The organism is uncultured Thalassolituus sp., from assembly GCF_950066645.1.
GTDB lineage: Bacteria > Pseudomonadota > Gammaproteobacteria > Pseudomonadales > Oceanobacteraceae > Thalassolituus.
The window spans coordinates 180,860-194,485 of record NZ_CATMFB010000001.1 but is presented as its reverse complement, the minus strand read 5'-3'; the positions used below and the strand labels follow the sequence as shown (position 1 = coordinate 194,485).

At 53.1% G+C, this 13,626-nt stretch carries 16 protein-coding genes; 10 read left to right on the top strand and 6 right to left on the bottom strand.

Annotation, left to right across the window (positions count from 1 at the left end; all coding sequences use genetic code 11):
- The first annotated feature begins 13 nt into the window (after positions 1–13).
- From Q1L85_RS00870 to Q1L85_RS00855, 4 genes are all read left to right on the top strand, one after another.
- Positions 14–280: a YkoF family thiamine/hydroxymethylpyrimidine-binding protein gene (locus Q1L85_RS00870; RefSeq protein WP_300426342.1), complete on the top strand. Its 267-nt coding sequence runs from the start codon at positions 14–16 to the stop codon at positions 278–280.
- Positions 281–367: 87 nt separating this feature from the next.
- Entirely contained in the window at positions 368–997 is a 630-nt protein-coding gene (pnuC, locus tag Q1L85_RS00865) for a nicotinamide riboside transporter PnuC (protein ID WP_300426341.1), read from the top strand.
- The gene (locus Q1L85_RS00860) at positions 994–1,761 is read left to right on the top strand and encodes a choline/ethanolamine kinase family protein (RefSeq protein WP_300432006.1); all 768 of its coding nucleotides are present in this window, start codon (positions 994–996) and stop codon (positions 1,759–1,761) included. The genes pnuC and Q1L85_RS00860 overlap by 4 nt, the downstream gene beginning before the upstream one ends.
- Positions 1,762–1,868: 107 nt before the next feature.
- The gene (locus tag Q1L85_RS00855) at positions 1,869–2,321 is read left to right on the top strand and encodes a hypothetical protein (protein WP_300432004.1); all 453 of its coding nucleotides are present in this window, start codon (positions 1,869–1,871) and stop codon (positions 2,319–2,321) included.
- 5 nt (positions 2,322–2,326) lie between these two features.
- On the opposite strand, the gene Q1L85_RS00850 is transcribed toward Q1L85_RS00855, so the two are convergent.
- On the bottom strand, positions 2,327–3,265 hold the full coding sequence (locus Q1L85_RS00850; protein ID WP_300432002.1) for a homoserine kinase: 939 nt from the start codon (positions 3,263–3,265) through the stop codon (positions 2,327–2,329).
- A gap of 15 nt (positions 3,266–3,280) precedes the next feature.
- Entirely contained in the window at positions 3,281–3,559 is a 279-nt protein-coding gene (locus Q1L85_RS00845; protein WP_300432000.1) for a DUF2782 domain-containing protein, read from the bottom strand.
- A gap of 109 nt (positions 3,560–3,668) precedes the next feature.
- Between Q1L85_RS00845 and polA the strand changes: the two genes are divergently transcribed.
- The 3 genes from polA to Q1L85_RS00830 all read left to right on the top strand — a co-directional run bounded on the left by polA (position 3,669) and on the right by Q1L85_RS00830 (position 7,994).
- Positions 3,669–6,482, top strand: a complete 2,814-nt coding sequence (gene polA, locus Q1L85_RS00840) for a DNA polymerase I (protein ID WP_300431998.1) — start codon at positions 3,669–3,671, stop codon at positions 6,480–6,482.
- Between the two features lie 73 nt (positions 6,483–6,555).
- Entirely contained in the window at positions 6,556–7,419 is an 864-nt protein-coding gene (locus tag Q1L85_RS00835) for a hypothetical protein (RefSeq protein WP_300427075.1), read from the top strand.
- Positions 7,420–7,421: 2 nt separating this feature from the next.
- Positions 7,422–7,994, top strand: a complete 573-nt coding sequence (locus tag Q1L85_RS00830; protein WP_300427073.1) for a hypothetical protein — start codon at positions 7,422–7,424, stop codon at positions 7,992–7,994.
- Positions 7,995–8,040: 46 nt separating this feature from the next.
- On the opposite strand, the gene Q1L85_RS00825 is transcribed toward Q1L85_RS00830, so the two are convergent.
- The 3 genes from Q1L85_RS00825 to Q1L85_RS00815 are packed head-to-tail and all read right to left on the bottom strand — an operon-like array spanning position 8,041 to position 8,911.
- Positions 8,041–8,283, bottom strand: a complete 243-nt coding sequence (locus Q1L85_RS00825; protein WP_300427070.1) for a type II toxin-antitoxin system Phd/YefM family antitoxin — start codon at positions 8,281–8,283, stop codon at positions 8,041–8,043.
- Positions 8,284–8,322: 39 nt separating this feature from the next.
- Complete coding sequence (locus Q1L85_RS00820; protein ID WP_300427069.1) at positions 8,323–8,682, bottom strand: type II toxin-antitoxin system RelE/ParE family toxin; 360 nt, start codon at positions 8,680–8,682, stop codon at positions 8,323–8,325.
- On the bottom strand, positions 8,615–8,911 hold the full coding sequence (locus tag Q1L85_RS00815) for a type II toxin-antitoxin system ParD family antitoxin (protein ID WP_300427067.1): 297 nt from the start codon (positions 8,909–8,911) through the stop codon (positions 8,615–8,617). The genes Q1L85_RS00820 and Q1L85_RS00815 overlap by 68 nt, the downstream gene beginning before the upstream one ends.
- A 117-nt stretch (positions 8,912–9,028) precedes the next feature.
- On the opposite strand from Q1L85_RS00815, the gene Q1L85_RS00810 reads away from it, so the two are divergent.
- Both Q1L85_RS00810 and Q1L85_RS16710 read left to right on the top strand, forming a co-directional pair.
- Positions 9,029–9,283: a type II toxin-antitoxin system Phd/YefM family antitoxin gene (locus Q1L85_RS00810; protein ID WP_300427065.1), complete on the top strand. Its 255-nt coding sequence runs from the start codon at positions 9,029–9,031 to the stop codon at positions 9,281–9,283.
- A 16-nt stretch (positions 9,284–9,299) separates the two neighbouring features.
- Positions 9,300–9,602 carry a type II toxin-antitoxin system RelE/ParE family toxin gene (locus Q1L85_RS16710; RefSeq protein ID WP_373914289.1) on the top strand — a complete coding sequence of 101 codons (303 nt, stop codon included), beginning with the start codon at positions 9,300–9,302 and terminating at the stop codon, positions 9,600–9,602.
- A gap of 79 nt (positions 9,603–9,681) precedes the next feature.
- Here Q1L85_RS16710 and Q1L85_RS00805 read toward each other — a convergent pair whose 3' ends face one another.
- Positions 9,682–11,229, bottom strand: a complete 1,548-nt coding sequence (locus Q1L85_RS00805) for a GMC oxidoreductase (RefSeq protein WP_300427064.1) — start codon at positions 11,227–11,229, stop codon at positions 9,682–9,684.
- Positions 11,230–11,742: 513 nt separating this feature from the next.
- Between Q1L85_RS00805 and Q1L85_RS00800 the strand changes: the two genes are divergently transcribed.
- Positions 11,743–13,602 (top strand): hypothetical protein, encoded by a 1,860-nt coding sequence (locus Q1L85_RS00800; protein WP_300427062.1) that lies wholly within the window; start codon positions 11,743–11,745, stop codon positions 13,600–13,602.
- Positions 13,603–13,626: the final 24 nt, after the last annotated feature.

Here is a 13,626-nt window from a genome sequence, read left to right as displayed (position 1 = left end):
TCCGGAGAACTTCATGGAAATCTCGGTAGAAATCAGCAAATACCCGCTTGCCGATGACTATATCCCGGCGATCAAAAGCTTTATCGACCGCCTTAACACCATCGACGGACTGACCGTCGTCACCAACACGATGAGTACTCAGGTATTCGGTGATCACGATCTGGTGATGAACACTCTGCGTGACGAAATGAAGCTGAGTTGGGAAACATACGGCAAAGCGATTTTTGCCTGTAAGTTTATCGGCGTGAATCTTGATCCGGCGCTGAAACCGCACGGTTAATCTGGCGGGCGATGCCCGTCCTACCGGCATGTAGGGTGCGCACTGCGCACTATTTACTGAGATCAATTACGAACACCGGGAGCCACCATGCTCGACACCATTATTTCAGGCGCCATCGAATACGCGCAGACTATGAGCCACTGGGAAACCACCGCTGTCATTCTCGGCGTGGCTTATCTGGTGCTGGCGATGCGCCAGAGCCAATGGTGTTGGTACGCCGCGTTTGGCAGCACGGCTATTTTCAGCTGGCTGTTCTTCGATGTGTCCCTGGTGATGGAGTCGGCCCTTAACGTCTATTATCTGGCAATGGCGGTGTACGGATGGCTTGCCTGGCGGAATGGCGCGGGTGATCAACCCGATCTGCCGGTACAGCGCTGGAATCTGAGCCAACACGGCATCGCCATCGGGAGTGTGATCCTGATCAGCCTGCTCAGTGGCTGGCTGCTGACCAATAACACCTCAGCGGCTCTGCCTTACCTCGATTCATTCACCACCTGGGGGGCGATTCTGACCACCTGGATGGTCACCCGCAAAGTGCTGGAAAACTGGCTCTACTGGGTCGTCATCGATGCCGTTGCCATTTATCTGTATATCGACCGGGGGCTGTATCTCACAGCAGTCCTGATGGCACTGTATGTGGTTCTGGCCGTTGCGGGCTACTTCATGTGGCTGAACGCAATGCGAACCCAGCAGCAAGACGCTGAAGCCATGGCATGAAAGATCTTGCGCGGGCACTGCAGGACCCTCTGATCAAAGAGGTTGTGGGTGATCAGGCCCAGCCTCCTGAGCGCCTCTGTGGGGGCCTGACAAACCGCAACTACCTGCTGAGGGGAAGCCTGGGCACCTTCGTGCTGCGGTTGAATCACCAGCAACCGGAAGCGCTTGATGTTCACCGGGACTACGAACGAGCTATTCATCAGGCCGCTGCCGACGCGGGCATCAGCCCGCGCGTACGGGTCATCTCTGCAGATGGGCACTACTGGCTACGCGATTACATTCCGGGAGAAAGTCTGGACATCAGCGCTCTGGATGCCGACGACCTGAGCATGATGGCCGACACCCTGAAAACCTGTCATCAACTGATTATTGCTGGCGTTCCGCCCATGAATGTCGCAGCAAAAGCTCAGCATTACCTGAAACACTGCCCGGAAGCAGAACAGGCCGCTCTTACGCAGCAGATCAACGAAGTCACGGGAGTCACTCTAAGCGCTCCGACGTTATGTCACATGGACCCCCTGCCCGCGAACTGGATCAGGGACACCGCAGGGAAGCTCTGGCTGATCGATTGGGAGTACGCAGCCTCAGGTCACCCCCTGCTCGACTACGCGGCGGTGGCACTGCATATCCCTCACCATCTGACCGCGCACTGGCGACGCTGTCTGCCCCCTCATTCAGAAACCGACTGGCAAGCCGCTCTACAGCAGCTGCAGTTACTGGAAACCCTCTGGTACAAAGCGGGATTTGCTCAGCCCGAACGCTGACCACCAGTCCCAGCGGGCCATTCTGCCCTGTTTATTTTGTGTTCATCACGGATAGCGTTACTATCTGTCTGTCCGAACCATAAAAAGAACACTCAGGATAATCCGATATGCGCAGATTCAGTATGGCGCTGGCACTCAGCACGCTGAGCTTATTCGCCCTCGCCGACGCCCCGAAAACCACAATGGATGTGATCGCCGCTGCTCAGAGAGACACCACGCGCCCTCTGATAGATTACTGCGCCCTGCATCAACCTGAGCTTAAAGACGCCCTCGAAGCATCGTTCGAACGATATGGCGCCAAAGTAGACGAGGCCCTGGCTCCTCTGATTGAAGAAGTACGCAAAGACACCAGCGCACACAGACCAGAAGCCGAGCTGACAGCGCTGCGCAGCTCACTGATGGCCCAGGCACAACAGAAGATTAATCGCCTTAAGGTATCGGATGCCGGCCATTACTGCCGCTGGATGATCACCCAGCTCGACAGTGTGACGGTGGCAGATTTCCGCAAGAAGATGTCCGACGGGTACGAGCTGTTCAGTAAAATGGCCGCGGCAGACTGATCTGTTCAGCCTGCTCTGTGACTGAGCAGCCGGTTCCTGTATTCAACCGGTTGCTTATGTGCAGGAAGCTCTTCACAGCGACTTCTGGCGAGACGCGCGGCCAATAACCGGCTCAGCCAGAAACGTAACGCCGCACCACGCAGCACCACCGTCCACATACCCCACTCTTCCGCATCAATATTCCGCACCGCGCGATACGCCGATGTCAGGGCACTGACCCTGGCATCATCCAGAGTCACGCCATCTGTGGCGACGCACCAATCGTTCGCAACAATCGCCAGGTCATATAACCAGGCGCCTTCACAGGCATTGTAGAGATCAAGAATCGCGGTCAGGTCGGTTCCATCAAACAGTGCATTATCATGAAACAGATCCGCATGAATCCAGCCATGAGGCAGCGCCAGCCAACGCTGGCGCTGGTGTCGCTGAAACAACAGTTCATCGTTCAGCAGTTGCTGGTCGTCGGGGCTGAGGTCCGCAGACAGATCAGGCGCAACCGACTGCCACCAATCGTAACCCCGCTCATCCTGTCGTGGATCCGTCAGATCAGCCGAGGCCAGATGAAACTCAGCGAGTTCACGCCCGATCGCAGCGCAATGCTGCTCAGTGACCATCTCAGGATGGCGTCCGGGAAAGCGCTGACAAAGAATGGCCGGTTTGTGTTTGAGTGTATGCAGCCAACAGCCTGCCTGATCTTCAATCGGGCTGGGAACACGGAGATTTCTGGTCCCCAGGTGACGGCCGAGGCGCACGAAGCTTCGCACTTCGTCCGGGGCATGATGCTCAAATATTGTCAAAACAAACTCGCCATCATCCGTTGTAATGGCGTAGTTTGAATTTTCGATCCCCGCACTGATGGCCGAGAAGGCCTGCAGCCCACCTACATCATACAGAGCCAGAAGCTCAGCGATATCGTCCCTGGAAAGTAGCGTATAAACAGCCATGTCTCTATCTACGTATTACCAGCGGAAAAGCACCCACTTAGGGACGCGCATGTTCGGAGCATCGGTACGCTCAAACTCCTGATCTTCCGTCTGTGTCGGGGTCAGGTAATAAGCAGGGCCAACCTTGGGCTGAACTTTAATCTCCACGATTTCGCCATTCACACGGAATTCGTAGTAGGTATTGTCGCCATCATTGCGGATGGTCACCGTTTCACCGGCAGGATCATCTGCCATCACGCTGGCGCTGAATACAACAGAGAGCAGGCCTGCGGCCAGAGTTTTAGCCATCTTCATGGTAGACTTCCCGTCCAGTTTTACGTCGTTATGGCCAGTGTACCTGAGGGGCACTGCGAACGTCAGTATTCCGTTAATAAGTGTTCCTTTGACTTCAGGGCCAAACAAGATGTCTGAGACAACAAAACCTGTGATTCTCGTTGACGGGTCATCGTACCTGTTCCGTGCGTTTCATGCGATTCCGATGCTGACTAACTCCAAAGGTCTGCACACCAACGCTATCAAGGGCGTGATCAGCATGGTGAAACGTCTGGGCAAAGATTACCCAGAATCTCAGGTCATCGTGATTTTCGATGCCAAAGGCAAAACCTTCCGCAACGACATCTACCCGGAATACAAAGCGCACCGCCCACCGATGCCCGACGAGCTGCGCGAACAGATCGAACCGATTCATAACATCATCCGCGCCATGGGCCTGCCGCTGTTAATTATCGACGGCGTTGAAGCCGACGACGTGATCGGCACCCTCGCCGCACAGGCGTTAGAGCACAAACAGGATGTAATCGTATCCACCGGCGATAAAGACATGGCCCAGCTGGTGAACGAACACGTATCGCTGATTAACACCATGAACGACGTGTTTATGGATGTAGAGGGCGTAAAAGAAAAATTCGGCGTACCGCCGGAGCACATCATCGACTACCTCGCACTGATGGGCGACAAAGTCGATAACATTCCGGGTGTACCTAAAGTCGGTGAAAAAACCGCCGTTGGCCTGGTTGCCGGTTTAGGCTCCCTCGAAGATATCTACGCCAACCTGGATAAGGTCAAAGAGCTGAGCTTCCGTGGCGCAAAGACCCTCGCGCCAAAACTCGAAGAACACAAAGATCAGGCTTTCCTGTCGAAAGAACTCGCGACCATTAAATGCGATGTTGAACTTGAGCAAGGCCTGACCGAAATCAAAAGCACCGAGCCGGATCAGGAAACTCTGCTCACCCTTTTCCGCGATATGGAATTTAAAGCCTGGATTGCAGAGCTGTCAGATGAAGTGGGTGACGACGTCGCCGCTAAAGTTGCAGCCAACGCGTCAAGCTCTTCTTCTAATGCTTCGATGGCAACAGCGTCTGAAAATGGCGACGAAGAAAATATTCCAACGCCAGAAGTATTCACCGGCAAAGGTGAATACGAAATTATTTTTGAACAAGCCGAGCTTGATCGCTGGATCGAACAATTAAAAGCCAGTGAATTATTCGCCTTCGATACCGAGACTACATCGCTGAATTATAAAGACGCCGAAATCGTCGGCGTGTCTTTTTGTACTGAAGCCGGCAAAGCCGCCTACGTACCATTAGCGCATGACTATGCTGGCGCACCTGAACAGCTCGACCGCGACGCCGTGCTCCAGCGATTAAAGCCACTTTTAGAAGACAAAGATCTGAAAAAAGTCGGCCAGCATATGAAATACGATGCGCACGTTCTGGCGAATTACGGTATTCAATTAAAAGGCGTGGAATTCGATACTATGCTCGAATCCTACGTACTTGATTCCGTCGCGACCAAGCACGACATGGACAGCCTGTCGCTCAAATACCTCGGCCATAAAACCATTGGGTTTGAAGACATCGCTGGCAAAGGCGCAAAGCAGCTGACCTTTAATCAGATCGGCATTGACGAAGCAGGCCCATACGCCGCTGAAGACGCAGACATCACCCTGCGTCTGCACCAGATGCTGTGGCCGCAACTTGAAGCACGCAAAGCACAGGCGAAAGTCTTTAAAGACATCGAAATGCCCGTCATGCCCGTGCTGTTTGAAATGGAAGAAAACGGTGCCTTGATCGACGCCGATATGCTGCACGAGCAAAGCGCACAGATTGAACAACGCCTGCAGGAGCTGGAGCGAGCTGCCCACGACAGCGCCGGTCAGGTATTCAACCTCGGTTCGCCAAAACAACTGGCTGAAATCCTGTTTGAAAAGCAGGGTTTACCTGTCATCAAAAAGACGCCGAAAGGCGCACCATCAACGGCAGAAGAAGTGCTTCAGGAACTGGCCGAAGAATATGAACTGCCGCGCCTGATTTTGGAAAACCGTGGTCTGGCGAAATTAAAAAGCACCTACACCGATAAGCTGCCATTAATGGTGAACGGTAAAACCGGTCGCGTGCATACGTCTTACCATCAGGCCGTTGCAGCTACTGGTCGTTTATCGTCGACTGACCCGAATTTGCAGAATATTCCGATCCGCTCGGAAGAAGGCCGTAAGATCCGTCAGGCGTTTATTGCGCCGGCAGGCTACAAACTGGTCGCGGCCGACTACAGCCAGATTGAACTGCGTATCATGGCGCACCTGTCGGGCGACCAAGGCCTGGTCAGCGCCTTCTCGGAAGACCGCGACGTACACCGTGCGACTGCCGCCGAGGTTTTTGGTGAAACCGAAGCCGACGTCACCGACAACCAGCGCCGCAGCGCCAAAGCCATTAACTTCGGTCTGATTTACGGCATGTCAGCCTTTGGTCTTGCGAAGCAGCTCGGCATTGCCCGTGGCGAAGCCCAGGACTACGTGAATAAATACTTCGAGCGCTATCCGGGCGTGCGTGAATACATGGACAACACCCGCGAACAGGCAAAAGAACAAGGCTACGTTGAAACCCTCTACGGCCGCCGCCTGTACCTGCCGGATATCCGTTCATCCAACGGCCAGCGCCGCCAGCATGCCGAACGCACCGCGATCAACGCCCCTATGCAAGGCACCGCCGCCGACATCATTAAACGGGCCATGATTCGTGTGCATGAATGGCTGCCAGCGTCAGGCTACGACGCCAAACTGCTGATGCAGGTACACGATGAACTGATACTTGAAGTACGCGAAGACCAAGCCGAAACCTTTGCGGTAGAACTGAAAACCCAGATGCAATGCGCGGCCGCGTTGGACGTGCCGTTAATCGTGGATGTGGGTATTGGGGATAACTGGGAACAGGCGCATTAAGCGCCTGTTTTTCTATTTATTGAATTATTCGCCGGTAAATTTCCGGGAAACTAATAGTTCATAAGGAAGTGAAATGTTCGAATATGAAAAGATCGAGCCGGTATTTCCGGGAAATCATGTCAAAGACTGGCAGAAAATCCGGAAGAAACAGTGGAAGTTTATTAAAAATATCATCGAGGAGTGCCGCTCGTCCGCTTTAAAGTTATCAATTCCGCAGATTAAGAAAGAATACTTTCTTCTGGAGTCTCCCAATTTCGACGCTGAGTATTCTAAATGGGCGTATTCAGAAATATCGGCTGAGTACCACCCCCATCAGTGGGATGGGGGACTATGGCTGACATTGCTCTTGTGCTCAGATCAGAGCGAAGCGGCCTGGGCTAACATCTGGGAACGTTGCGTTAAATACGGTTGTAACTACAATTTTAGCCGCGACATGTTTATCAAATACAACACCTACATCGGTCAGTCTGAGGAATCATTGGCTTTTGGCATTTTTGGTGGCCTGGAGCAGCGTATGCTGCCCTATTTTGTACAGAGCGATGTCTATACCGATGACATGATCACACTAGGCCGGGACGAATACCGCAAAATCCCCTGGAAAAGCCCGCAAGAGACCTTTCTCCAGATATTTTTTTATATGTCGAAACTAACGCCCAATAAATCGAACCCCTGCGGGTTTGTTCCATACCAATGGCTGCATGGCCTGCTGGTATCGACTTTTTCGTATGATTTGTTATCGGATAAGGACAGTGAATCAGACGCTGTTTATAACTGTTGTGATATCAAAAACGGCCTTCGGGATGATGCTGAAGAGCTATATCACCCGAATAACATCAAGGCGAATCGTTTGATGATAGAAATCCTCGAAGACGAAGGCACGCCCCAGTGGCTGCGTAAAATCTGGGCCGATGTACGTGACGGCAAGGTCTCTGTCTGAAGATGTCAGTCATCGACTACCGCCTGGTGCTATTTCAGGCCGAGTTTAACAGCCCCGCCGAGCGTGACCGCGCTGCTCACTATCTGGCCGAAGACACCCGGCCAGAATGGGGTGATGATTGCCTTGATGACTGTTCCGCAGACGAGGAAGCCATCTTCGAAGCCGTCGATGACTGCGTATTTCCTCTAACCATAAAAACCATCGGCAGCACCGGCCTGCGCTGGGTATGCGATGGCGGAGAATATGACGCCGACATTCCCAACGACTGGCCAGAACGCCTGAAGGCTGTGACAGGCACCACGGTGATCTGCATCAACGCAGGAGGCGAGATTAACTGGCAGGTGATGCAGTTTGATCGTACAGCGCCTGAGGCCACCACTAAAACCGTCTACGTTACCCGCTTCTACGACGACCACGAACGCGACCAGCCCATCGAAGACTTCGAACGTCAGTTCACCACACCCGAGTGGGAAACCGCTATGTTTGCGGGCGATGAAGAGCATCTCTTAAAAAAGGCCGACGAACAGATAGAGCGTTGGTTGGCGGTGAGCGAAACGGATGAAATATTATCCTAACTGTATGACAGCCCACGTCGTCAACCAGACAAGGCGATTTGTATCATCAACGCCCTTGGGTAGACTTCCTCTCACTGTACTGCGCAATCGAACGACCTAAGTGCGCGGAGTTTTTTGATGAACGCAGCAGATGTACTGTTTCCATCAGACTGCTGTAATCATGGAGAGACATCATCACCACGTCGCCTTCCCTAGAGCGATTGATGACGATGGGCTCCGCGTCGTTAACAACCTGATCCAGTACTTTATTAAGATTATCCCGCGCTTCGGTAAAAGAGATTGTTTTCATAGGCCCTCCGCTGATCGGTTAATCATTTGCGCTACTCTTTTAGTGCTCTGTCGGTATCTCACTCGTCGTGTTCTGCCTACCCAGCACTCGTATAATCTCAACGTGGTCGACATGAATACGGTAGTAGATCGAATGTACTCCGCAAACACTACGTCGGTACCCTTGACGAATATCATCAACCGCGGGATACATCAGCGATGCTTCCGTTAATTCTAGGAAGCGCTGTTTCAGTTTGTCGCGATACTGCTCTGACTGTTCAATGCCAAACTGCTCCATGCCGTAAAGCGCGATATTGGTCAGGTCTTGCTCGGCTGCCGGTGCGAGCCTTAACTCAGCCTTTACTGGGCTTGGCGTTTCGCTTGGCGTTGTATTCTTCTTTGGCGACTTCCCAGATTTCATCCAATGATTTCCCGCTGTATCCCTGCGTTGCTACGCTCTCTTCTCCTTCTATGAGACGCGCCCGAATCCACTCAACTTCCCGTTGGGCTTCCTGTTCCTTGAGCTGACGCTCACGAATCAACTCGCGCAGCACTTCGCTTTCGTTGCCGTAGTGTCCGGCGCTGATCTGGGCTTTAAGCCAGGCGTCCTGCTGATCGGTGACCGTAATGCTCTTTTTGACCATGGCCATGAAAAGGTTACTCCAATGCTCTTTTATACTACTTAGTAGGATAATAGCGGTGACTTGATCAGCAGGTCAATTGGCTGCAAACTAACCAAATCGAACGATTCGCATGGTTTGAACGATATGAACAAGATGACTGCCAATCAGGCAAAAACGCATTTCGGTGAGCTACTGCTGCAGACTCAGCGGGAGCCGGTGCAGATCACCAAGAATGGCAAGCCAGCAGCAGTGGTGCTGTCGGCGGAAGATTACGCCTCGAATGAAGAATTGAAACTGCAGCTACTGCAGTTGAGAGCAGCGCAAGCTGAAAAAGACGAAGCGTCTGGCCTGACGACCGATGGCGATGCCTTTCTGAGTGAGTTAACACAACAGGATTGACCCCTTCTGCAACGCTATGACCCATCACTCGCTTACGCAGGCTGCTCAGGCAGACTTACGCCAACTCAAAGTTTACTCAGATGAGCGCTGGGGAGTGCGTCATACGCGCGAGTATCTAATGGCGTTGCGCACCGGCTTGCAGACGCTCGCAGACAACCCCAACATAGGCAAACACCGCCCGGAGGTTAGCGCTTCAAGCTACAGTTTTCCGTTTCGTAGCCATGTGATTTATTACATGAACGAAGATACTGGGATCACGATATTTGCGGTGTTGCACAAACGGATGGTGCCCGAAAAACATCTGAGGTCTGAAATCTGAGGTCTGCGGAATCTACGAGAGGCGGTGCGAATTGATGCTTCTGAACTGGGCGCCCCTCAAGAGAAGCGCCCAATATTGATCAGCTGATCTGCGGAATAATTTCTTCCATCATGCGCTCTGCGTTGGCAGCAATGGTCAGAGCTGGGTTAGCCGAACCACTGGAGCCAGGAATCGCTGCGCCGTCGACCACGTACAAACCTTCTACGCCGTAAACTTTACCGCTGAGGTCACAGGCACTGCCCATGGCAACACCACCAAGCGGATGCCAGGTGCCGAACCAGCCTGCTTCGTTGATCTTGCCGCCACCGCTCTGCACCATTTTTTCCATGGTGTGTACGAGGGCATTGTGGGAGTTTTCGTTGGCGTCGCGATCCCAGTTGAGTTTGATCTTGTCCGTCCAGCGGTTGTAGGTGACGCGGGAGTTCTGATCCGGTACCACCATGCCCATCTGCAACTGAGTGAACTCTTTTACAACGGATGTCGGCGAGTGCATATAGCCCGTCAGTTTGTACGGGTTTTCTGTATCGAATGCCGCGATCGACGGCGGTCCACCCTGAATCGGCGCAGTCGAAGTATTGATGTCATTACGGCCCATCAATTCGTCACCGTTGGTGCCCCACTCAGCGCCGACCTGATCGTTCAGGCCCGGAATATCGCCACGTTCTTTGGCTCGCAGCAGCAGGCGTGTGGTGTGCAATGAGCCAGCGCCCATAAAGAGATAGTCGCACTCAATCACGTGCTTGCCGGTGATTTTGCCGTCTTCATCCAACATTTCGCAGGTCACTCGGTAACCGCCGCCGCTGTTAGCGTGGATATCAGTAACAAGGTGCTGAGTATTAATAGTGACGTTACCGGTGGCTTCAGCATCGGCCAGATAGTTACGATCGAGGGTGTTTTTCGCACCGCTGTTACAGCCGAAGACGTACTCGCCGACTGAGGCATACTGGGGCTTAGTGCCGTTCAGCTCTTCGCGGATGACGTCCCAGTCGAAGCTCACATGGCTGCGTACAACTTCCAGACCCGCATCTTCAGCACTCTTAATGAATTCACGCTTGGCGGTGTAGTTCGGGTGATTCAGTACGTCGTCCGGAATCGGGCCACCACTGATGCGATCGAGCACACGCGGGTAATAGACCTGATCCATATCGGTGTAGGACAACATGGGCAGCGCATCTTCAAAGGCTTCGCGCTTTGGCTGCAGCAATACACCACCGTATACGACAGAGCCGCCACCTAAGCAGGCACCACAGCCCACGGCGATGGATGAATCGACAAAGTATTCCACCATGCCCATGGAACCCGGTACCAGTGAACTTGGGTTAGTCCAGAGTACGGTGTCATTAATTTTCAGTGTGGAACCGGTTTCGGCCAGCGTTGGATAGCTGCCTTCCCCTTCGTACTTCCAGTGCTTACCACGCTCGAGCAGCATGGTCTGAATGCCCGCTTCGGCCAGACGCAATGTGGCAACTGAGCCACCAAAGCCCGAGCCAATCACCAACGCTTTGGTTTGTGAGCGGGTGGTTTTGCGGAACCAGCCCGCATTAGCGGCTGGTGTTGCAGAGGCTGCAGCAGCGACACTGGCAGCCGCAGAACCCTTAAGGAACTTACGTCTGTTGAGCTTTGCCATTTGTTATTTTTCTCCGGCACTGTTTTTTAGCAATTCATGCTGAAGTCTGATGACGTTTTAATCAATACGAATGTGTCATATCGGCGCAAATTGCTGCAGAGGGGATGAAAAGACAAAAAAAGGCCCGACAGCCATTGGGGGGAAACTGTCGGGCCAACTTCGGATCATTTGGGGGAAGTACCGAAGGAAAAAGAACTACCGTAGGAGTCGTACGACCTCAATTACGTTCAACCCCTTGGGATATTTTCAATATAGACCCTGAATCAGCTTTTGCCTGTGCTGCAGGATTTTTTTTAAACGGATTTGGCATCAAAAGCGCATTCTGACATTCCAAAATCCTATATAGCCCGCTCCAACACTGTCCTTTATGGCCGCCCCGGTCAAATACGGACGAAGATTACTGGAATGCTCAATTTACTCCTGAAGCTGTCCTGTTAAGTCGCAGACAGGCGTGCAATAAAAGTGTGAAACTCGCCGAACACCCCCGAATAAAAATAAATACGGTGCGAAAAAATGAAATCAAATCTCTCTCTGCGCGCAGCACTCGCTGTCGCCGTAGCAGGATTCGCGTCTTCGGCTTATGCCGATGACAACTGTAACCCAACCTCTATAGCTACCTGTGCTCTGCCGTTCCCGTCGACCTACTGGATGCAGGACGATGCTATGAGCCCGACAGGTAAAACCATCCAGGTCTCTAACGCCATGGTGCGCCCTGAGATCATTGCACAGCTTCCTGTTGATGAAGGTTTTTCACCGGAAGGTCTGTTCAATGGCGATAGCGGCTTTTCTGCGGCAAGCGCGGCCGTGTTTGAATTTGGCAGCGCGCCCCTCGCAGACACTCTGCCAGAAAATGGTGGTGACGCTGTTGTAGCAATCGACCTGACAAGCGGTGAGCGAATCTCTGTCCGTGCCCTGATCAGCGACTATGCCCAGTCGGGTAAAGTTAACGGCACAGCCCATGTTGTTGAGGTATATCCTCAGTCACGCTGGGAATACGGCCATGAGATTCTGGTCGCCATCACTACCGATCTGGACCTCGAAGCGCCTGAAGCCGGCCTGATTACTAAAGTACTTTCTGGTTCAGCCAATCAGCGTGCTTACACTCAGGATCTGGTCGCAACGCTGACGGCTAACGGTGTAAACCCGCTGTCAGTCCGCAATGCGACCCGCTTTGTAGTACGTGATCGTGATGAAGTGACGGGCCCTGTCATGGCCGCCATTGATGACGTCCGTAGTCGTGAGCACCCGGTTCGCAACCTGGATGTGAAATACAACTACACCGACCGTGATATCGCTGCCCGGGTAGATGGCGAGGTACTTATCTATAACTACCGTATAAATAACGGCACCAGCAACGTTGATTACAGCGCTGAGCCAATGGAGCAGTGGGTGGAATTTCGCCTGACATTGCCAGCCGCGGCACGCGAGGGCTCAGTGCCGGTGGCTATGTACGCTCACGGGCTGGGCGCCAATAAAGAAACCGATACCATCGTATCTGGCATGAACGCCGAAATCGGTGTCGCCACTTATGCTATTGGCTTCCCTAACCACGGAGACCGTACCGAAGCGGATGGTGGTTACGTTCTTTCTAACGTCAGCACCGATAAACTCGGCGTGCCTGTCGGTATGATCAACCAGAACGCCATCGACTTTGCTTCAGCGCATCGCGCTCTGCAGACGACTCTGGCTGACATCGATGTGGTTGGTCGTAAATCCTGGCGCAGCTGGGCTGGCAACAAGCCAGACGGTGTCAGCGATATCGACGCAACACAGGTCATGATGCAGGGCACATCACTCGGTGGTGTACTTGGTTCAACCTATGGTGCAATCAGCCCGGACATCAAAGGTGGTGTTTATCACGTGACCGGCGTTGGCGTAACCAGCATTCTGGCGAACTCCATCCTGTGGGTACCTATGTTCTCTAACCTGGTACCGTCGGAAGCGAATGGCGCTGAAGCCATCATGCTGCGTGGGGCCATCCAGCAGGCCCTCGATCATGGCGACTCCATCAACTACATCGATATGTTCCGTCACCCGGAGCTGGGCCGCGAAGCGCGTCCTCTGATGCTGACCAATGGTGCTGGCGATACGATCGTTCCAAACGCGAGCAGCGTAGCCGCAGCTAATCTGGCTGATCTGCCGATTGTTGGCGAGCCGCTGTTTGATATGCCGAACGTTCGTGTGCAGGCTGACTTTGATGAAGAAGGCTATGGTATCCGCCACTACAAGCCAGTCGTGGGCACTGTACCACTGATCTGGGACGGCGCTTTTGCCGAAGCTGCATCCGATGCTTCAGCTCACCTGATCTTTATGCGGGCATCTGACCGCGCAGATCAGCAGGACTTCATTCAGCGCTTTATCTTCAAAGACTGATCTGAAATCTAAAACAAGAAAAAA